This window comes from Caballeronia sp. HLA56, from assembly GCF_054655155.1.
Genome location: NZ_BAAHOB010000003.1, coordinates 513,919 through 533,527, shown reverse-complemented (window position 1 = coordinate 533,527; position 19,609 = coordinate 513,919). Strand labels below are relative to the sequence as shown.

The 19,609-nt window shown below is 63.5% G+C and carries 17 protein-coding genes; 13 read left to right on the top strand and 4 right to left on the bottom strand.

The genetic code is table 11. The features are described from left to right. Window positions 1-9 precede the first annotated feature (9 nt). Genes ACYQ47_RS14400 through ACYQ47_RS14390 form a run of 3 tightly spaced genes read left to right on the top strand, consistent with a single transcriptional unit; the run spans window position 10 to window position 4,220 of the window. A complete protein-coding gene (locus tag ACYQ47_RS14400) occupies window positions 10-1,137 on the top strand; it encodes an HlyD family secretion protein (protein WP_244831190.1) in 1,128 nt (375 codons plus the stop codon). Continuing rightward, a complete protein-coding gene (locus ACYQ47_RS14395; protein WP_250493920.1) occupies window positions 1,130-2,698 on the top strand; it encodes an MDR family MFS transporter in 1,569 nt (522 codons plus the stop codon). The genes ACYQ47_RS14400 and ACYQ47_RS14395 overlap by 8 nt, the downstream gene beginning before the upstream one ends. Before the next feature lie 19 nt (window positions 2,699-2,717). Then, the gene (locus ACYQ47_RS14390; protein ID WP_459905763.1) at window positions 2,718-4,220 is read left to right on the top strand and encodes an efflux transporter outer membrane subunit; all 1,503 of its coding nucleotides are present in this window, start codon (window positions 2,718-2,720) and stop codon (window positions 4,218-4,220) included. A gap of 5 nt (window positions 4,221-4,225) precedes the next feature. Here ACYQ47_RS14390 and ACYQ47_RS14385 read toward each other — a convergent pair whose 3' ends face one another. Further along, window positions 4,226-5,449 (bottom strand): GAF domain-containing sensor histidine kinase, encoded by a 1,224-nt coding sequence (locus ACYQ47_RS14385; RefSeq protein ID WP_309847486.1) that lies wholly within the window; start codon window positions 5,447-5,449, stop codon window positions 4,226-4,228. 569 nt (window positions 5,450-6,018) lie between these two features. Between ACYQ47_RS14385 and ACYQ47_RS14380 the strand changes: the two genes are divergently transcribed. Next, window positions 6,019-7,146, top strand: a complete 1,128-nt coding sequence (locus tag ACYQ47_RS14380; protein ID WP_459905761.1) for a sensor histidine kinase — start codon at window positions 6,019-6,021, stop codon at window positions 7,144-7,146. Between the two features lie 14 nt (window positions 7,147-7,160). Here ACYQ47_RS14380 and ACYQ47_RS14375 read toward each other — a convergent pair whose 3' ends face one another. From ACYQ47_RS14375 to ACYQ47_RS14365, 3 genes are all read right to left on the bottom strand, one after another. Continuing rightward, entirely contained in the window at window positions 7,161-7,553 is a 393-nt protein-coding gene (locus ACYQ47_RS14375; RefSeq protein ID WP_459905759.1) for a response regulator, read from the bottom strand. An 85-nt stretch (window positions 7,554-7,638) separates the two neighbouring features. Beyond that, complete coding sequence (locus tag ACYQ47_RS14370) at window positions 7,639-8,451, bottom strand: transglutaminase-like domain-containing protein (protein ID WP_459905757.1); 813 nt, start codon at window positions 8,449-8,451, stop codon at window positions 7,639-7,641. Window positions 8,452-8,631: 180 nt separating this feature from the next. Next, entirely contained in the window at window positions 8,632-9,363 is a 732-nt protein-coding gene (locus ACYQ47_RS14365; protein ID WP_459905756.1) for a GntR family transcriptional regulator, read from the bottom strand. A 382-nt stretch (window positions 9,364-9,745) separates the two neighbouring features. Between ACYQ47_RS14365 and ACYQ47_RS14360 the strand changes: the two genes are divergently transcribed. From ACYQ47_RS14360 to hydA, 9 genes are all read left to right on the top strand, one after another. Continuing rightward, a complete protein-coding gene (locus ACYQ47_RS14360) occupies window positions 9,746-10,633 on the top strand; it encodes an ABC transporter substrate-binding protein (RefSeq protein ID WP_459905755.1) in 888 nt (295 codons plus the stop codon). Window positions 10,634-10,666: 33 nt separating this feature from the next. Further along, window positions 10,667-11,728 (top strand): ABC transporter substrate-binding protein, encoded by a 1,062-nt coding sequence (locus ACYQ47_RS14355; protein ID WP_250511699.1) that lies wholly within the window; start codon window positions 10,667-10,669, stop codon window positions 11,726-11,728. Next, window positions 11,725-12,636 (top strand): ABC transporter permease, encoded by a 912-nt coding sequence (locus ACYQ47_RS14350; protein ID WP_250467868.1) that lies wholly within the window; start codon window positions 11,725-11,727, stop codon window positions 12,634-12,636. Before ACYQ47_RS14355 ends, ACYQ47_RS14350 begins: the two co-directional genes overlap by 4 nt. Window position 12,637: 1 nt before the next feature. Then, window positions 12,638-13,468, top strand: a complete 831-nt coding sequence (locus ACYQ47_RS14345; RefSeq protein ID WP_244831179.1) for an ABC transporter ATP-binding protein — start codon at window positions 12,638-12,640, stop codon at window positions 13,466-13,468. Beyond that, on the top strand, window positions 13,465-14,340 hold the full coding sequence (locus ACYQ47_RS14340; RefSeq protein WP_459905752.1) for a carbon-nitrogen hydrolase family protein: 876 nt from the start codon (window positions 13,465-13,467) through the stop codon (window positions 14,338-14,340). Before ACYQ47_RS14345 ends, ACYQ47_RS14340 begins: the two co-directional genes overlap by 4 nt. A 35-nt stretch (window positions 14,341-14,375) precedes the next feature. Further along, window positions 14,376-15,923, top strand: coding sequence for an amidohydrolase family protein (locus ACYQ47_RS14335; protein WP_244831177.1), 1,548 nt, complete (start codon window positions 14,376-14,378; stop codon window positions 15,921-15,923). After that, window positions 15,923-17,158, top strand: coding sequence for an ArgE/DapE family deacylase (locus ACYQ47_RS14330; RefSeq protein ID WP_459905751.1), 1,236 nt, complete (start codon window positions 15,923-15,925; stop codon window positions 17,156-17,158). Before ACYQ47_RS14335 ends, ACYQ47_RS14330 begins: the two co-directional genes overlap by 1 nt. 31 nt (window positions 17,159-17,189) lie before the next feature. Next, a complete protein-coding gene (locus ACYQ47_RS14325; protein ID WP_244831175.1) occupies window positions 17,190-17,924 on the top strand; it encodes an aspartate/glutamate racemase family protein in 735 nt (244 codons plus the stop codon). Window positions 17,925-18,134: 210 nt separating this feature from the next. Next, on the top strand, window positions 18,135-19,580 hold the full coding sequence (gene hydA / locus ACYQ47_RS14320; RefSeq protein WP_459905749.1) for a dihydropyrimidinase: 1,446 nt from the start codon (window positions 18,135-18,137) through the stop codon (window positions 19,578-19,580). Window positions 19,581-19,609 lie beyond the last annotated feature (29 nt).

The window sequence follows — 19,609 nt, the reverse complement described above, 5'->3', positions numbered from 1 at the left end:
GAGAGAAACATGGCAGCAGAAGCGCCCGCCGATAGCGGCAAGATCAACGACACCACCACGCGCAAGCCTTCGCGCAAGGGCGTGCTTATCGTCGTCGGTATCGTCGCGGTGGTAGTCGGCATCGCATGGGGCGTGCGCTGGTGGACGGTCGGCCGCTTTATCGAAACCACCGACGACGCCTATCTCAAGGCCGACAGCGTGACCGTCGCGCCGAAGGTGAGCGGCTACGTCACCGAAGTGCTCGTCGCGGACAATCAGACGGTCGCCGCCGGCGCGCCGGTCGCGCGGTTGGACACGCGGCAGTATCAGGCGCAACTCGATCAGGCCAAGGCCACGCTCGACGCCCGCGCCGCCGACATCCTCCGTGCCGAGGCCGAAGTCAAACAGCAGCAGGCCAACGCAGAACAGGCGAAGGCGCAAGCGGAGGTATCGCGCGTGAGTTTGCGGCAAGCCGAAGCCGACGTGCGCCGCTACGAGCCACTTGCCGCGAGCGGCGCGGAAACCGCCGAACGTCTTGCCAATCTCGTCAGCACGCGCGATCAGGCGCGCGCCACGCTCGCCGCGAATCTCGCGGCGGCGCGTTCGGCCAGCACGCAGATCGGTGCGACCGAAGCGCAAATCGTGCAGGCGAAGGCACAGATGGAAGCCGCACAGGCGCAACTGGATCAGTCCAGCCTCGACGTGCACGACACCACGCTTTATAGCCCGCTCGCGGGGCGCGTAGGCGACCGCAGCGTGCGCGTCGGTCAGTATGTGCAGCCGGGCACGCGGCTCATGACCATCGTCCCGGTCGAAGCGCTCTATCTCGAAGCGAACTTCAAGGAAACTCAAGTGGGCCGCATGCGCGTAGGCCAGCCGGCCACGCTGCATGTCGACGCCATCAAGGGCGCCGATCTGCATGGCGTGGTCGAGAGTTTCTCGCCGGGCACTGGCGCGCAGTTCGCGCTCTTGCCGCCGGAAAATGCCACCGGCAACTTCACGAAGATCGTGCAGCGCGTGCCGGTGCGTATTCGCGTGGATACGGGTCCGCAAACGCGCAAGGTGCTGTTGCCGGGTCTGTCCGTCACCGTCGATGTCGACACGCGCTCCGCCACCGACGACAGCCGCCATATCGCCGAAGAGAACAGTCATGACTGAGGCCCGTGCCGCGCGCGCGAGCGCCGGCGACTGGATCGCCGTCACGGCAGGCGCGCTCGGCGCGCTGATGGCCACGCTCGACATCTCCATCACCAACTCGGCGTTGCCGCAAATTCAGGGCGAAATCGGTGCGACGGGCACCGAAGGCACGTGGATCTCGACGGGCTATCTGATGTCCGAAATCGTGATGATTCCGCTCGCCGCGTGGCTCACCCGCGTCTTCGGCCTGCGCAACTTCCTCCTGAGCAATGCAACGCTCTTCACCTTGTTCTCGGTGATGTGCGGCTTCTCGCACTCGTTGCCCATGATGATCGCTGGCCGCATCGGCCAAGGCTTCACCGGCGGCGCGATGATCCCCACGGCGCAGACCATCATCCGCACGCGGCTGCCGCGCGAGCAGATGCCCGTGGGCATGACCATCTTCGGGCTGATCGTGCTGCTCGGGCCGCTGCTCGGTCCCGTGCTCGGCGGCTGGCTCGCGGAGAACATCTCGTGGTCGTGGTGCTTCTTTCTCAACATCCCCGTGGGCGTCGCGCTGATCGCGTTGCTGATCACCGGTCTGCCGCAGGAAAAGCCGCAGTGGGACGCCTTCTTCAAGGCGGACTGGCTCGGCATCGCGGGACTCGCCATCGGGCTGAGTTCGCTTACCGTCGTGCTCGAAGAAGGTCAGCGCAATCAGTGGTTCGAGTCGAGCGAGATCGTCTTGCTCACGTGCGTCACGGCATTCGGCTTTTTGCTGATCGCGCTGTCGCAAGTCTTCGCGAAGCGGCCTATCGTGCGGCTGTCTCTGTTGCGCAATCCGCGCTATGCAAGCGTGATTCTCATTGTCTTCGCGGTCGGCGCGGGGCTTTACTGCGTGTCGTTTCTGCTGCCGCAGTTCCTGAGCATCGTCGCGGGATACAACGCGTTGCAATCCGGCTCGATCATGCTGGTGTCAGGCGTGCCGGCGTTTCTCATCATGCCCGTGTTGCCGCGTCTGCTCGGCAAGTTCGACTTCCGCGTGCTCGTCATCACCGGCTTGTTGTTCTTCGCGGCGAGCTGTCTGCTCGACATATCGCTGACGGCGCAAAGCGTCGGACACGACTTCTACGCCTCGCAAATTTTGCGCGGCTTCGGCCAGATGCTCGCAATGATGCCGCTCAATCAAGCCTCCATGGCCGCGGTCTCGCGCGAGGAATCCGGCGATGCCGCGGGCCTCTACAACATGGCGCGCAACCTCGGCGGATCGGTCGGGCTCGCAATCATCGGGACGGTCATCGACCGGCGCAACGACTTTCACGGCGAGGCCATCCGCGAGACGCTCACGGCCAATTCGGTGCTCGGCCAGGACCGGCTCGCGGCCAACGCGGCGGGATTTTTCGCGCAAGGCGGCGACATGGCGCACGCCAAGATGCAGGCGCTCGGGCAATTGTCCGTGCAGATCGGCCAGCAAGCCATCGTCATGACCTACTCCGAAACCTTCTTCATCCTCGCGATCGCGTTGCTGGCCTGCGTGCCGCTCGCCCTTCTGCTCAAAACGCCGCGTCATCAGGCTGGCGAAACGCCATCCGCCGGCCACTAATGTCATGACTGATTCAACGATGTCTCTCAACTCCTTCCGTCGCCGGCGCGCCATGCCGTTCTTGCTTGCGCTCATTTGCTCCGCGTGCACGGTGGGTCCGGATTACCGTGGCGCGCCGGATATCGCGGCGGAATCGCTCAAAAGCGGGACGTTCGTGCGTACGCCGCAGCAGGGCGTCGACGTCTCGCATGCACCCGCCAAGTGGTGGCTCGCGCTGAACGACCCGAAACTGAACGATCTTGTCGATGCGGCGCTTTCCAGCAATCCCGATGTGAAAATCGCGCAGGCGAAACTGCGGCAAGCGCGCTCGCAATTGCGCGGGCAAGAGGCCAACGGCATGCCGAAGGCGTCGGCATCGGCGGCGGCGTTGCGTATGCGCTCGCCCGATCTCGGCAGCTTCGCTGCATCCAATGCGGGAGGTTCGGATCAGGGCACGGCGACATCCAGCGGGCGTGGTCCGCTCGACTTCTACACCGCCGGCTTCGACGCCTCGTGGGAACTCGATCTCTTCGGCGGCACGCGTCGCGCGGTCGAAGCGGCATCCGACGAAGCCGACGCCGTCAAAGCGGATCTCGCCGACACGCAGGTGTCGCTCGCGGCGGAAGTCGCGTCCACCTACGTCGGCTTGCGCGACCAGCAACGACGTCTCGCGCTCGGCCGCAGCACCGCCGAATATCAGCAGCAAATGCTCACGCTCACCGAGCAGCGCCGCGCGCGCGGCACGGCGGCCGACGTGGATGTCGAGCGCCTCACGACGCAAGTGGATACCACGCGCGCGACGCTCGTGCCGTTGCAGGTGCAGATCACCGATTCGCTGGATCAACTCGCCGTGCTCACGGGCCGCGCGCCCGGCGCGCTGGACGCGCAACTCGGTGAGGCCGCGCCCTTGCCCGACCTGCCAGCTTCGGTGGCTATCGGCGAGCCATCGGCGATGCTGCAACAGCGTCCGGACATCCGCGCGGCGGAACGGCGCCTCGCATCGAGCAATGCGCAGATCGGCGAGCATGTCGCGGACTATTTTCCGAAGGTGACGTTGCTCGGCGATATCGGCTTCACGGCGTCGGACCCGGGACATTTGCTGCGCAAGCAGAATTTCTCGTGGCTCGGCGTGCCGTATCTGCAATGGAACGTGCTGGACTTCGGCCGCACGGCGGCGAGCGTGGATACCGCGAAGGCTTCGCGCGACGAAGCCGAGGCGCGTTATGAAAAGACCGTGCTGGCCGCGCTCAAGGACGCCAATTCGGCGCTCGCGCGCTACGGCTATCAGCGCGAGCATCTAGTGCGGCTCGAAGAGGTCAATGCGTCGTCGGAGCGCGCCGCCATCCTCGTGCGTCAGCGCTACAAGGCCGGCGTGTCGACCTTGATCGATCTGCTCGATGCGCAGCGCACGCAGTTCGCCGCGCAGCAGGACGTGGTTGCGGCGCAGGGCGAATTGCTCAAAGACTTCGTGTCGCTACAAAAGAGTCTTGGCCTCGGCTGGCAACAGGGAGATGACGCGAACCAGCTTGCGGCGGCGCATTGAGCCGTTTAGAAGCCGGCGTCTCGTGCGCGAACCGGAATGCGCGCGGTGAATCTCGTGCCGATCTCGGCGCTCGATTCCACTCCGAGCGTTCCGCCGTGCGCCGAGACGATCTGCTTGCAGATATAGAGCCCGAGTCCGAGCCCGCCGCCCGGCGCGCTCGTCGCGGGACGCCAATAAGGCTCGAACACTTTTGAGAGCGTCTCCGGCGCGATAGGCTCGCCGCCATTGGTCACCGACAGCGTGAGGTGATCGCGCTCTACCGCAATCTCCACCGTGACGGGCGTATCGGCGCCGCCGTGAGTCATCGCGTTGCCGAGCAGGTTTGAAAGCAACTGCTGAATGCGGACGAGATCGCAACTGACCGCGGAATCAACCTGTATGGCGCGATTCACCGCGCGCGACGGGTTCGCCACGCAAAGCTCGTCGACGACCGCGCGCAGGTAAGGCGCGATGTCATCCACCGCGACGATGCTAACCGACATGCCCGAGCCGAGACGGCCGCGCGCGAGATCGAGCACGTCGTCGATCAGCCGCGCCATGCGCGCCGCCGTCGCCTTGAGCCGATTGCCGATACCGACGAGATCCGGCTCGCTCTTGCGCCGGCTCAACAATTCGCCATTCGCGCTCACGGCGCTCAACGGATTGCGCAAATCGTGACCCAATACCGCGATGAACTGCTCCCGAAGATGCGCCGTCTCGCGCTCGTCGAACAGTTGCGCTTCAGTGGACCATTGCCGCTTTTCGCTGGCGAGCTGCATGCCGATGAGATTTGCGAACACCTCGAACATGCGCACGACGCGCGGCTCGGATACCTTCGCCGGACGCGGATCGACTGCGCAGAGGTTGCCGAAATACTCGCCGTCCGGCAAAACGATAGGCACGGAAATATAGCTTTCGAGACCGTAAATGGCGGGTGTGTGATGATCGCGATACGTGGTGTCGCTGCTGAACCGATCGACGATGATCGGCGCACGCGAGGCCCGCGATTCCGAGCAGAGCGTGGTGCGCAGTTCGAGTTGTCCGCCCGGCACCAGTCCGAAATTGATGTTGTCCTGAACGGCGCACGCCGTCCAGGTCGAGTCGGTGACGCGCGCGACGGCCGCGAAACCCATTCCGGTTTCGTCGCAGATCATTTTGAGTATCGACGGCACCGCGCCGATTCCAGCCACGGCGCCCATGTCGCGCGCCAATGCCTCTCGCGAATCCGCCGGTAAAAGTGGTCTATTCACGGCTTCCCTCCTCATCCCCGACATTGTGACAGAGCACGCTCATGCGGTACCAAAGTTTTACGGATAACCGTGCGGCAAATAGCCGATCGATCTGCGCTGCCATGCACCGCAAAGGTTTGCGCATCGCGCGTTAAACGTTATTCAGCGGGTTTGAACGTGCAAGCCGTGAATAAATACGCTGTGTGCTGAATAACAGGTGATTACCGCTTATTTAAAGGATGCGACAGACGTGGTGCGCGGCTCACGTGCGAGCTGCGTGATAATGAACCTTATTGCAAAGCACTAAAACGATCTGCGGCCGACGAAAAGTCGGCTGCGGTTATCGATCTCGCAAAGCGCACGGTGAATCCACTCACGGATTTGCAACATTGGACGCGCGGAATTAAATAAGTTTTTCTCGGGAGCCGGCTGCGTAGCATTGCAGCGCGAGCGCGCAAGGCGCTCCTCGGTTCCGCTCGGATCGCTCGGTTTTGTTCGAGCATTGCTCCTTTTGACTTGCACTCTCACTGGCAAAGCTGCTTCCTCCACATGGCCGGCCGGTCACGCGCGTGGCGCCAAGGACATAGGCCATGATGCACAACTTCCTCTCCAATAATCGCTCAGAGCTGGTGGAGCGGTGTCGAGCCAAGGTTGCGAGCCGCCCGACGCGCGCAGCCTCCGATGCGCAGCTCGAAAACGGCGTACCGATGTTTCTCGACCAATTGATCAAGACGCTGCGCATCGAGCAAGGCAGCGATCCGCTCGCGAGTCGCGCGGTATCGGGTGCGGCCGGCGGCATCATGACGGAATCGGAGATGGGCGCAACGGCCGGACAGCATGGTCACGCGCTGCATTTGCTCGGTTATACGATCGCTCAGGTCGTGCACGATTACGGCGATCTTTGTCAGGCCATTACCGATTTGGCGCACGAGCGCGATGTACCATTCCAGATCAATGAATATCGAACGTTAAACCGCTGTCTCGATAACGCCATTGCCAAGGCTGTCACCGAATTCAGTTATCAACGCGCGCAAAGCACAAATCAGGAACAACAGCGCGCCTCTCAGGAACGGGCGGGCGAACTTGCCCACGAACTGAGAAACGCGCTGTCCATCGCGACAACGGCCTTCGAAGCCGCGAGAACCGGAAGTCTGAGCCTGACGGGCGCCACGGGAACGGTACTTCAGCGTGGCCTGGCTTCGCTGCGCACGCTAATCGACGGCTCCATTGCGGACGTCAAGGAATTGGCGGACGGCGGGACGTCGGCGGCGACGTTTTCATTGGCCGACTTCATTACCGAGGTAGCGCACGCGGCTGAACTAGCAGCGCAAGTGCGAGGCGTGAAATTCACGGTGTCTCCCGTCGACAGCATGCTTGCCGTCAGCGCCGACCGCGATGCGCTTTATTCGGCACTTGGCAATCTGCTGCAAAACGCGTTCAAGTTCACGCGCCCGCAAAGCGAAGTGTCGCTCAACGCTTATGCCGTGGCCGGCCGCATTCTAATGGACGTGAAAGACCATTGCGGCGGACTTCCGCCCGACTCCACGCTCACCATGTTCGAACCTTTCACGCAGCAGTCCGCCGACAAGAGCGGTCTGGGCCTGGGCTTGTCGATTTCCAAAAAGATCGTCGAGACGTATGGCGGCGTGTTGAGCGTGGCGAACCTACCGGGCGTCGGGTGTATCTTCACCATCAACCTAGCGCGCCATTCGGTTTGACGACGGCGCTCGAATCAGCGGGCGCTTTTTAGCGAACTGGCGTGAAGCGCCAGCGTTTCGAGTAGCGCGCTCAACCTGAGCGGCTTCGTGAAGTGGTAATTGAAACCGGCGCGTATCGATGCCGCGCGTTCCGCCATCGAAGACAACGCGGTCACGGCGATCAGGAGCGTCAGTTTGTGCTCGTCGGCCTGGCGCAACTGACGCGCAACCTCGCGCCCGTTCATGAGCGGCATTTCGACATCGATCAGGGCAATCTCGGGGCGCCACCGGCGAATCTCGGCCAGCGCGGCGCAACCGTTTTGGGCCGTATGGACATCGTAGCCTTCGAGCGATAGTGCTGAAGCGCAGGCCGCACGAATGGCGGCATCGTCGTCCGCAACAAGGAGACGGGGCAGGTGCTTGCGCATGATGGTGCTCGCTTTTTTAATGGCTAATACATCTATTCGAGCATTGAGCATTCCCGACCATGCAGACTATTCGTGCGGCGCGCCTCTAATAGCCCTGCTCGGGCTCGCAAACCACATGAAAATTGACGAGCGTGGTCTGCCCGAACGTGTTGCTGAGCGCGACATCGGCGGCGTCGCGGCCGTACGCCATCAGCACGCGGCCAACGCGCGGCGCGTTATTGCGCGGGTCGAAGACCTGCCACGTGCCGCCGACATAGGCCTCGAACCACGCCGCGAAATCCATCGGCGCATAAGGCGGCGGCAAGCCGACATCGCTGATATAGCCGGTGCAGTAACGTGCCGGAATATTCAGCGCGCGGCACAGCGTCACCGCGAGATGCGCGAAGTCGCGGCACACGCCCACGCGCTCCTGGTAAGCCTCCCAGGCCGTCTTGGTCGGGCGCGCATGGTGATAGCCGAACGTGATGTGATGATGCGCGAAGTCGCAGATTGCCTGCACGCGGGCCACGCCCGGCGCGGAATTGCCGAAGAGTTGCCAGGCGGCTTCCGATAGCAGATCGGTTTCGCAGTACCGGCTGCCGAGGAGAAAGACGAGGCACTCGTCGGGCAGTTCTTCCACCGCGTGTTGCCGGCCATCCACGGGACGCGTTTCGAACTCGCCCGATACATTGAGCAATGCGGAAGTCGACAGTTCGAAACGCCCCGGCGGCGCCACGATCCGGCTGCACAAATTACCGAAACCATCGCGATACTGAGTAATCGGCACCGGCGGATTGGTGGCAAGCACGTCCGCCACGATCACATCGTTGGCATGCGAGTAATGCGTGTTGAGCATCAGCATCATGGGTGTCGGCTGCGGACACTCATAGGCAAGATCGTAGCCAACGCGGAGTCTCATCGGACGTCCTTTGCTGTGATGATTCGTGTGGGGCGTCTCGAAGGACGCCGCAAGCGAGGCGCTTGCAGCCACACTATACTGCGCCGCCCTGAAGTCATTAAAGCCGGAAAATTAATGTGGAGCGTGCGGTATCGCGCGGTTCAAAAGCGCGCGCCCGGCACGCATCGCACACATCGCACGCTACGCGCCACGCAGCAGGATAGCTTCGAGATCGTCCTCCTCTTCTTCCGCCGTATGCAGCCGCAGAGTAGCTTCGATGTGCGCGAGATGCTCGACCATGAGCTGTTGCGCCAGCTTGACGTTGCCGGCTTCGAGCGCATCGATCAAGCGCGCGTGCTCGTCGTGCGGACACGCCTCCGAGGTCGGCGCGTTGTAGAGCAGGATGGTCAGACACGTGAGCATCTGCAGGCCGCGCATGGTGCGCTCGATGAAGCGATTGCCGCCAAGCTGCGCCAGCAACACATGAAACTCCCCCGAGAGCCGTACAGCGGTGCGCCGGTCATTGCGCTTGCGTGCATCTTCCTCGCGCGCGACATGCGCCCTCAATGACGCAATGTCCTTCTTCGTCGCGGACCGGCAAACCTTCTCGACCACGGGCAGTTCTATCTGCCGCCGCGCCTCGAAAAGTTCGCGCGCTTCTTCCACCGTCGGGCTCGCGATAAACGCGCCCCGGTTCGGCACGATAGTCACCACCAGTTCATGCGAAAGCTGTTGCAGCACCGCGCGCACCACCGTGCGGCTCACGCCGAAGATGGCGGCGAGCCGGTCTTCCGCGAGCTTCGTCCCCGGATGCAGGCGATGTTCGGCGATGGCGTTCATCAACCGTTCGTAGATGGGATTGCGTTGAACGCCATCGAATGACCCTTTGACGTCGAGTTCATTCGATGCGCTTCGTTTCTTGTCTGTGGGCATGAGGTCTTCCTGAGTCCTGCGGTATTCCTGGCGCGATTATCCGCTTAGATTGCATACGATTCAAATCGGGATTGTATGTATCAGCACTGTGAAGCGCCGAACAAACCAAGCAAAAAGCAGCATTGTTGGTGCCAAAAAGCATCGCGAAGGTGCAGCGTTACACGCCGATGGTGCGAAATGGTCCAATTGAACCGCAGCAAGTCTCGTATACAAACGTAGCTGATTTTGTAGTCAATAATCTGCATCGCTAGTAAACAAAGGCAGTCGCGGTTAACGTCAACTTACGTATGCAAAAGTGGCACGGTCTTCGCTAAAGCTCTCGGGCGATGCCTCTAAGCGCTGCGCGACGTCTCACGGAACGAACCCGACCACTGGGAACACGATGCGAAAGTTGTTGCTGGCGCACGGCGGTGCGCTTTCCAATCTGCCGCTCTTCGTCGCCATCGACGCGGGCTTGCTCGAAGCGCGCGGACTTCACGCCGAAGCACCAGAGCTGGCCGAATTCAAATCGACGGCCGCGCTGTTGCGTACCGGTGCGGCGCAACTCGGCACCACGGGCTTCACGCAAGCGTTAGTCGATCACGCGTTGCCCGATCCGCTGCGCATCGTCGGCGGCAGCGGCAAGCTCGGCATGGCGCTGGTCGGGCAAGGCGGTTTGACCGTCGAGGCACTGCGCGGCCAGCGCGTGGGCACCTTCGCCGACGACCCCATGGAAGCCCTGCTCTACGACGCCTTGCGCATTTACGGCGTCGGCATGCGCGAGGTCGAGTGTGTGCACTTCGGCTCGCTGACCGCCGCCGCCGGCGATCTGCTCGCCGGCCGCATTGCCGCGTTGACGCTGGTGGAACCGTATATCTCGCGCTTCGTGGCGCAAGGCTTCGATGTGCTCTGCGACGGCATAGAAGCATGGGGCGGCGACTATCCCGACACACTGCTCGTCGCGCGTGAAAGTTTTCTCGTGGCACAGCCGGACATCGTGCGCGAAGTGCTCGCCGGCATGCTCGAAGCGCAAGCGCTCATCGAGCGCGATCCGCACGCCGCGTTGCGCGCGAGTGCGCATCGATGGCCCGAGTTTTCGCATGACGAGTTGCTCGCGGGCATGGCGCGTCAGCCATCCGATGTCGACATTCGGCCGTTACGCGCCAGCGTGCTCGCGCGGGCATCGGCACTCGAAGCGCTTGGACGCATGCGTATCACGCCGCGCTTGAGCGACATCTTCGCCCTCGATCTGCTCGACGGCTTGCTCAAGTCCGGACCGATTTTCCAATGAAACGCCTTTGTTCAATTTGACGGGGATATCACGATGTTCAGGAAATTCATCGATAAAAACGCGGCATCGCTGCGTCTTAGCGCGGTCAGCCACGAGCGGCGCGACTTTCTTGCGCGCAGTGCCTGCATGGCGGGCGGCGCGATGCTCGGCGGCGCATGGCTCACCAACGCCAGCGCGGCCGGCGGTCTCACGCTCAAGGCGACGCACGGCACGGGCCTCTGTAATTGCCCGTTCTTTCTCGTGAAGGAGCGCAATCTGGCGCAAGGCGTGACGCTCGATTTCGTGACCACGCCGACCAATGCCGACATCGCGGCGCTCTTCGGCGCGGGCGTGGTGGATGTGAGCGTCGTGCCGTACACCAACTTCATGACGCTCTACGATGCGGGCGCGCCCATCAAGGTCGTCGCGGGATCGGGCGTGCAGGGCTGCGTGATCGTCGCGCAGCCGGGCATCACGTCGGCGGAGCAGTTGCGCGGCAAGACCATCGGCACGTTCCAGGCCGATACGCTCGAAATGCTGCCCTACGACTATCTGAAGAAAGCGGGCATGAGCTTCAAGGACGTCAAGGTGCGCTACTTCGGCACGTCGCCGGAACTGGCGCAGGCGTTCATCGCGGGCAATATCGATGCGATGTGCCATATCGAGCCGTACGCCACGCAGGCGCTGAAGTCGCGCGCGGGTTCGGTCATGCTTTCCAATGGCGTCGATGTGTACGGCGCGAACTATTCCGACTGCGTGCTCGCGGTGCGCGAGAAGTTGCTGCACGAGAATCGCGATGCCGTGAAGTCGCTCATCAAGGCCATGATGGTCGCGCAGCATCAGGAAGAACAGGATCGCGCGACCGCCGTGAAGGACACCGTCGGCAAATACTTCAAGACGAGCTACGACGCCACGCTCGACGCCGCCACCAAGCAGCCGCCGATGATCGATCAGCGTGGCAACGAAGCGTTCATCCTCGGCCGCGCGGAAAATCTGAAGGAGCTTCGCTACATCAAGAAGCTGCCAGGCAAGGACATGTTCGACTGGGGGCCGCTCACCGAAGTCATCAAGGAAAACGGCGACCTGTACGCGCAATTGCAGCGAAAGACCGCATGAGCAGCCTCATGGGATACGCCACTTCCCGCTTGAAGCGCGCGAGCGACAAGACCGCCGATGGACGTGCGCGGGCGCGGCGCGCGCCGCTCCTTGCGCGCATCGTGCCGCTTCTGTGGGGCATCGCTTCGCTTGCGTGCTTCATCGCCGTGTGGGAAGCGGCCTGGGCGCTGCACTGGGCCGATCCACTCTTGCTGCCGCCGCCGCATATCTTTTTGCGCAACTTCGGCTCGCAGGCGCAGTACTTTTTGTCGAGCGATGTGATCGGCGAGCAGTCGAGCGGCACGGCGTTCGGCGCGCTGGCGATGACCATCGTCGCGACTACCTTGCGCGTGCTCGCCGGTCTCACGCTCGGCTTCGTTTGCGCGGTGGCGATGGGTGTGGCCATCCGTTACTTTCGTCTCTTCGGCAATCTCACGCTGCCCACCATTACGCTGCTTGCGCCGATCTCGCCCATTGCGTGGCTGCCTGTCGCGATCTTTCTGTTCGGCATCGGCAATGGGCCAGCGGTGTTCATGGTCTTCATCTCGCTCTTTTTCGTGATGACGGTATCGACCATCGGACAAATAGACAGCGTGAGCCGCACGCAGCTGAACGTGGCCGCCGTAATGGGCGCCACGCGCGCGCAGACGTTTCGCCATGTGATCCTGCCCGCGATTCTGCCGTCGCTTTTCATGGTGCTGCGCATGAACCTGTTCGGCGCGTGGATGGTCGTGCTGATTGCGGAGGCGACCGGCGTGGGCAGCGGGCTCGGACAAGTGGTGATGCTCTCGCGCAATACCTTCAACGCGAGCCTTTCGTTCTTCACGATGACGCTGATCGGCGTGCTCGGTTTCGCGTTCGATTACCTGTTGCGCATCGTGCAGCGCAAAGTGCTGTTTTGGGTGCCGGAAAGCGGCCTGAGGAAATGACATGACCGAACAAGCCTTTGCCGACGTTGCACCGAAGCGCCGCGGCCAGCCGCCGCTCGTGACCTGCACGGGCGTCGGCAAGACGTGGGAGACGGACGGCGAACCGTTCGTGGCGTTACGCGACATCGACCTCGAAGTAGCGCGCGGCGAGTTCGTCGTCTTTCTGGGTCCGAGCGGATGCGGCAAGAGCACGCTGCTCTTTCTCATGGCGGGACTCGAACAGGCGACCGAAGGCCGCATTGTGTGCGGCGGCGCGGAAGTGCATGCGCCGGGCACGGATCGCGGGCTCGTGTTTCAGGAGGCGTCGCTTTATCCATGGCTCACGGTTGGCGAGAACGTCACGTTCGGCTTGAAGATGCAGCATGTGCCGAAGGATCGCCGCCGCCAGGTCGCGCAGGAGATTCTAGAACGCGTGGGACTTTCCGAAGCCATCGACAAGCGGCCGGATCAGTTGTCGGGCGGCATGCGGCAGCGCGCGGCCGTGGCGCGCGCGCTTGCGCTCAAGCCGGAAATCCTGCTGCTCGATGAACCCTTCGCCGCACTCGATGTGCAAACGCGCGCCCGCATGCAGGACTTTCTGATTCAGGTGTGGCGGCAAGCGGGCGTATCGATGGTCTTCGTCACGCATCATATCGACGAAGCCATTGCGCTCGCGGATCGTATCGTCGTGTTCACGGCGCGGCCCGGGCGGATCAAGACGATCATTCCCGTCGACATGCCGCGTCCACGCGATTCGCGCAGCCCGGCCTTTCACGCGCTCGCCGATCGATTGACCGACCTGTTGCGCGACGAAGTTGACCGCGCGTTCGCGGAGCAGGAGCGCATCAAGTGACCGACGACGTGCTTCGCGTAGCCGCGATTCAATCGCCGCCCTGCACCACCGATCTCGCGCACAACGCGGCCATCGCTTTCAATGCGGTACGCCGCGCCGCAAACGAAGGCGCGCGTCTCATCGCGCTGCCGGAACTCGCGACGGTGCCGTATTTCGCGGGCTCGCCTGCGGGACGTTATCGCGAATGGGCGAATCCCGCGCAAGGCGCTTTCGCAGATAAGTGGGCCGCGCTCGCAAAGGAATGCGATGCCGCGCTCATCGTGCCGTTCTACGAGCACGATCCCGCGAGCGGTTGCTATCACAACGCTGTGCTTGGCTTCGATGCCAAAGGCTTAACGTTGCGTGCAAATGCAGGCCCGGTTGCCCGCAAGCTGCACTTGCCCGTCGGCGACGATCCCCCGCCCGGCTATGACGAGCCCGCGCATTTCACGCCCGGCTCGGGTCTGCATGTGGTGAACGTCGGTGTCTGGCGCGTGGGCGTGCTGGTTTGCTACGACCGGCGTTTTCCCGAGTGCTGGCGCGCGCTGCGGGCACAAGGCGCGGACCTCGTGATCGTGCCGGTGGCGGGCAGCGGCGGCGACGACATGGACTTCTTCGTCGGCGAAATGCGCACGCATGCCCGCGAAAACGGCCTCGCCGTGCTGTGCGCGAACAAGGCCGGCGACGAGTTTCTCGATGACGCGCGTATCGACAACTTCGGCGAATCGTGTGTGATCGCGGCCGATGGAGCGGTGCTCGCGCGAAGGTCCGGCATGCTCGGCGCAGGCATCGTGAGCGCGACGCTCGTGCACGCGGATATCGCGCGCACGCGGCGTCGGCTCAATTATTACGCGCATCGGCGGACCGATCTATACGGCACGCCGTCGTTCTAATTTTCCCCATTCACTTCGAGAGAGCAGAGAACGCGATGTCCGAATCATTGATCGTGGCAGGATGGATTGTGAAAGGCGCGGCCGACCGGCATGCGGCCGAGGTGGTGCGCGACGCGGCGCTGTATCAACGCGATGGCGTGATCGTCGAGATCGGCCCGCGCGATGCGATGGTGCAGAAGTATCCGCACGCGCTGCGCCTCGGTTCGCCCGACACGGTGCTGATGCCGGGCTTCGTCAACAGCCACCATCATGTCGGTCTCACGCCGGTGCAACTCGGCTCGCCGGACCATGCGCTCGAACTCTGGTTCGCGAGCCGCATGGGGGCACGCGATATCGACTTGTATCTGGACACGCTCTACTCCGCCTTCGAGATGATCGCCTCGGGCATCACGACCGTGCAGCATATTCACGGCTGGCGTCCCGGTCCGCTCGATGCCATCCATCGGGCCGCGTCGCGCGTGCTCGATGCTTATCGCGATCTCGGCATGCGCGCGTCGTACAGCTTCGCGGTGCGCGATCAGAACCTGCTCGTCTACGAAGCCGACGACGACTTTTGCAACCGCCTGCCGTCCGAAACCGGCGATAAGCTGCGGGCGCATCTGCGGCGTTTTCGCATTCCGCTCGCGGATTACCTGCAACTCTTCGATACCCTCACGCGCGAGAACGAAGGCCATGCGCTAACGGCCATTCAGCTCGCGCCGGCCAACCTTCACTGGTGCAGCGACGACACGCTGCTCGCGCTCAAGGAGAAGTCGGCACGGCACGGCGTGCCCATGCACATGCATCTGGTCGAAACCGCGTATCAAAAGGAATATGCGCGGCGTCGCTCGGGCAAGACGGCAGTCGGTCACCTGAACGATCTGGGCCTGCTCGGTCCTTCGCTCACGCTCGGCCACGGTGTCTGGCTCACCGAGGCGGACATCGAGACCATCGCGCATACGGGCACCTGCATCTGCCATAACTGCAGTTCGAACTTCCGGCTGCGCAGCGGCGTCGCGCCGCTAAACGCGTTTGCGCGGCATGGCGTGACGGTCGGCATGGGGCTCGACGAAGCGGGCATCAACGAAGATCGCGACATGCTTCAGGAGATGCGTCTTGCGCTCAACGTTCACCGCACGCCGGGCATGGACGACGACGTGCCGACATGCCCGCAGATTCTCAAGATGGCAAGCGAGGACGGCGCGCGTACGACGCCGTTCGGCGCGCGTATCGGCAGGCTCGAAGAGGGGCGTCTCGCCGATCTCGTGCTGATGAACTACAAGACCGCGACGTGGCCGTATCAGGACGACGACATTCCCATGCTCGACGCGTTGATGATGCGCGCCAAGACCAATGCCGTCGATGCCGTGATGATCGGTGGCGAAGTGGTGTATCGCGAAGGCCGCTTCACGCGTATGGATCGCGATGCGGTGCTCGAAGACATCGCGCGTACGCTCTCGCAGCCGCGCAGCCCTGAAGAGACCGCGCGCCGCGAATTGGGACGCGCCGTGTTTCCGCACGTCAAGGCGTTCTATGATGGCTATCTGACCGGCGAAAGCGAGACGCCGCGCGAGCCTTTTTACGCGCCGTCGTCGCGCATCTGATGCGGAGACCGAACGTGCAGGCGCTTTTACAATCGATCGATACGCGCTTCGAAGCGCAAGTGGAATTTCTCGCGGCGCTCGTGCGCAAGCCTTCCGACAATCCGCCCGGCGACTGCGCGCAGCACGCGCACATGACCGCCGGGCTGCTCGAAGCGCTCGGCTTCGAAGTCGAACGTCACGCGGTGCCGCAAACGCTCGTCGAGGCGGCGGGCATGCAGAGCGTCACGAATCTCGTCGTGCGGCAACGCTTTGGCGTTGGACCTGTCATCGCGCTCAACGCGCATGGCGATGTGGTGCCGCCCGGCGAGGGGTGGTCGAGCGACCCGTACGGCGCGCAGATTCGCGAGGGCGCGTTGTACGGGCGCGGCGCGGCGGTATCGAAGTCGGATTTCGCCACGTATGCGTTCGCGTTGAAGGCGCTGGTCGAAAGCGGCGTTGACCTCAAAGGCACGATCGAGCTGCATCTCACCTACGACGAGGAAACCGGCGGTCTGCTCGGGCCGGGATGGTTGCTTGCCGAAGGCATCGTCAAGCCGGATTACGCCATCTGCGCGGGCTTCAGCTACGCCATCACGGTTGCGCACAACGGCTGCCTGCATCTGGAAGTCACGGTGAGCGGCAAGTCGGCGCATGCGGCGCGGCCCGATACCGGACACGACGCGCTCGAAGCCGCGACAGTCGTGCTGAACGCGCTGTATGCGCATCGGCGCGAGTTGCAGGAGATTCGCTCGGCCACGCCCGGTATCGAGCATCCGACGCTCGTCGTCGGGCTGATCGAAGGCGGCATCAACACCAATGTCGTGCCCGACCGCGTGAAGCTGCGGCTCGACCGGCGCATCGTGCCCGAGGAAGATCCGGCGCGCGCGCGTGAACGCCTGGAAAGCGTCGTGCGCGATGCGGCGCGCGAACTGCCGGGCATCACCATCGCCACGCGCGAAGTGCTGGCCGCGACGCCCATGCGCACGCTGCCGGGCGCGGAACGTCTCACGCACGCGTTGCAGGACGCGGCGCTCACGATCATGGGCATCGACATACCGGCCGAAGGCGTGCCGCTCTATACCGACGCGCGCCTTTATTGCGAAGCGGGCGTGCCGACCGTGATCTATGGCGCGGGGCCGCGCACGCTGCTGGAAGCGAACGGACATCGCGCGGACGAGCACGTCAAGCTCGAAGACATGCGTATTGCGACGAAGACCGTCGCGCTCGCGCTGACCCGGCTTTTGGGCGGCGCTTGAGTTCAGGCCACGAATCGAACGAAAGGAAGTCATGCGCATCAAGCTCATCAATCCCAACACGACGCAAGGCATGACCGACGCGATGGCCCGCTGCGCGCGCGCGGTCGCTTCGCCCGGCACGGAAGTCGTGGCGGTCAGTCCGACAATGGGCCCGCCTTCGATCGAAGGCCATTACGACGATGCGCTCGCCACGCCCGGCCTCCTCATGGAAGTGGCGCGCGGCGAGCAAGAAGGCTGCGACGCGTACGTGATCGCCTGCTTCGGCGACCCCGGCCTCTACGCCGCACGCGAACTCGCGCGCGGACCGGTAATAGGCATCGCGGAAGCGGCGATGCATGCCGCGAGCGTGCTTGCGCCGGGCTTTTCCGTGGTGACGACGCTCGGACGCACGCGCGGACTTGCCTGGCATCTCGCGCAGCGCTACGGCATGGAGCGCTTTTGCCGCAACGTGCGCGCGACCGAACTCGCCGTGCTCGAACTCGAAACGCCCGGTTCGGCCGCGCGCGCCACGATCCTCGAAGAATGCCGGCGCGCACTCGACGAAGACGGCAGCGAGGCGATCGTGCTGGGCTGCGCGGGCATGGCCGATCTGTGCGCGGAGTTGCAGGACACGCTGGGCGTGCCCGTCATCGACGGCGTGACGGCCGCGCTCAAGTGGTGCGAGGCGCTCGTCACGTTGAAGCTCAATACCGCCAAGCGCGGGGAATTCGCACGGCCGCTGGCCAAGCGCTACGTCGGGGAACTCGCGGCATTCAGTCCGCTTTGACCCGGTAAGACTCAACGCCCTCCGCTTCAAACCCTTCCTTCTTCACAAAACCACGCGCGCCCGGACCGTTGAACGTCCCGGCGCGCGCTGCCGCTGATCGGCTGGAAATCTAGTCAACAACGTTGTTGACAACAAAAGTATTTTTGACACGCTATTTTTCGGTGTAGTTTACTTGAACATGTCAACAACGCCCGCTACACCGGAGCATGCATGGACGCAGAATTCGACCTCGTGATTCGCAACGCCCAAGTCGCCACCGCAAGCGATACGTTCCTCTCCGACATCGGTGTGAAGGACGGCCGCATCGTGCAGATGGGTTTGTCGCTCGGCGCGGGCAAGCGTGAAGTGGACGCGCAAGGCCGCATCACCACGCCCGGCGGCATCGACGCGCATTGCCATCTGGATCAGCCCATCGCGCCGCCCGCCCGCATGACCGACGACTTCGAGTCCGGCACGCGCTCGGCGGCCTGCGGCGGCACCACGACGATCATCCCGTTCGCGGCGCAGCAGAAAGGGCAAACGCTGCGCGCGGCCGTAGACGACTATCACCGGCGCGCGGAAGGACGGGCGAGCATCGACTACGGCTTTCATCTGATCGTCTCGGACCCGACGCCGGACGTCATGGCGAATGAGTTGCCGCAGCTCATCGCGGAGGGCTACACGTCGTTCAAGATCTACATGACCTACGACGACATGAAGCTCGACGACGGCCAGATTCTGCGGCTGCTCGCGCTGGCCCGCGCGCACGGCGCCATGGCGATGATCCACGCGGAAAACAGCGAGTGCATTGCGTGGCTCACCGAAAGCCTGCTCGACGCGGGTCTCACCGCGCCGCGCTATCACGCCGCCTCGCGTCCCATGCTCGTGGAGCGCGAAGCCACGCATCGCGCCATCAGCCTGGCCGAACTCGTCAACGTGCCAATGCTCCTCGTGCATGTCTCCGCGCGCGACGCGGTCGAGCAGATTCAATGGGCGCGAAGCCGCGGCCTCAAGGTGCTGTCCGAGACCTGCCCGCAATATCTGTTTCTCACGGCCGAGGACCTCGGCATGGACGACGGCTACGAAGGCGCGCGCTGTGTGTGCAGTCCGCCGCCGCGCGACAGCGATAGTCAGGAAGCGATCTGGAGCGCGCTCGCGGACGGCACGTTCACCGTGTTCTCGTCCGACCACGCACCCTTCTCGTTCGAAAGTCCCACGGGCAAGAAGCCGGGCGGCGAGGAAGTCGCGTTTCCGTATATTCCGAATGGCATTCCGGGCATTGAAACGAGACTGCCGCTGCTCTATTCCGAAGGCGTGATGACCGGGCGCATCTCGATCAACCGCTTCGTCGAACTCACCGCGACCAACCCCGCGAAGACCTACGGGCTGCATCCGCGCAAAGGCACCATCGCGATCGGTTCGGATGCCGATCTCGTGATTTGGGACGAGCATCCCGACGACCCCGTGCGCCTGACCAACGCCATGCTGCATCACGCCGTCGATTACACGCCATACGAAGGCCGCTCGCTCGATTGCTGGCCGGCCTACACCATCGCGGGCGGCGAAGTCGTGTGGGACGGAAGGCGCTACTTCGGCACGCCGGGACGCGGACGCTTCTTGCCGCGCGGCCTGCCCACCATCGTTCCGGGCAAACCTGCCAGCCGCGCGGCGCGATGAAGCGCGACGCGTCTGCTTCGAGTTCGCAT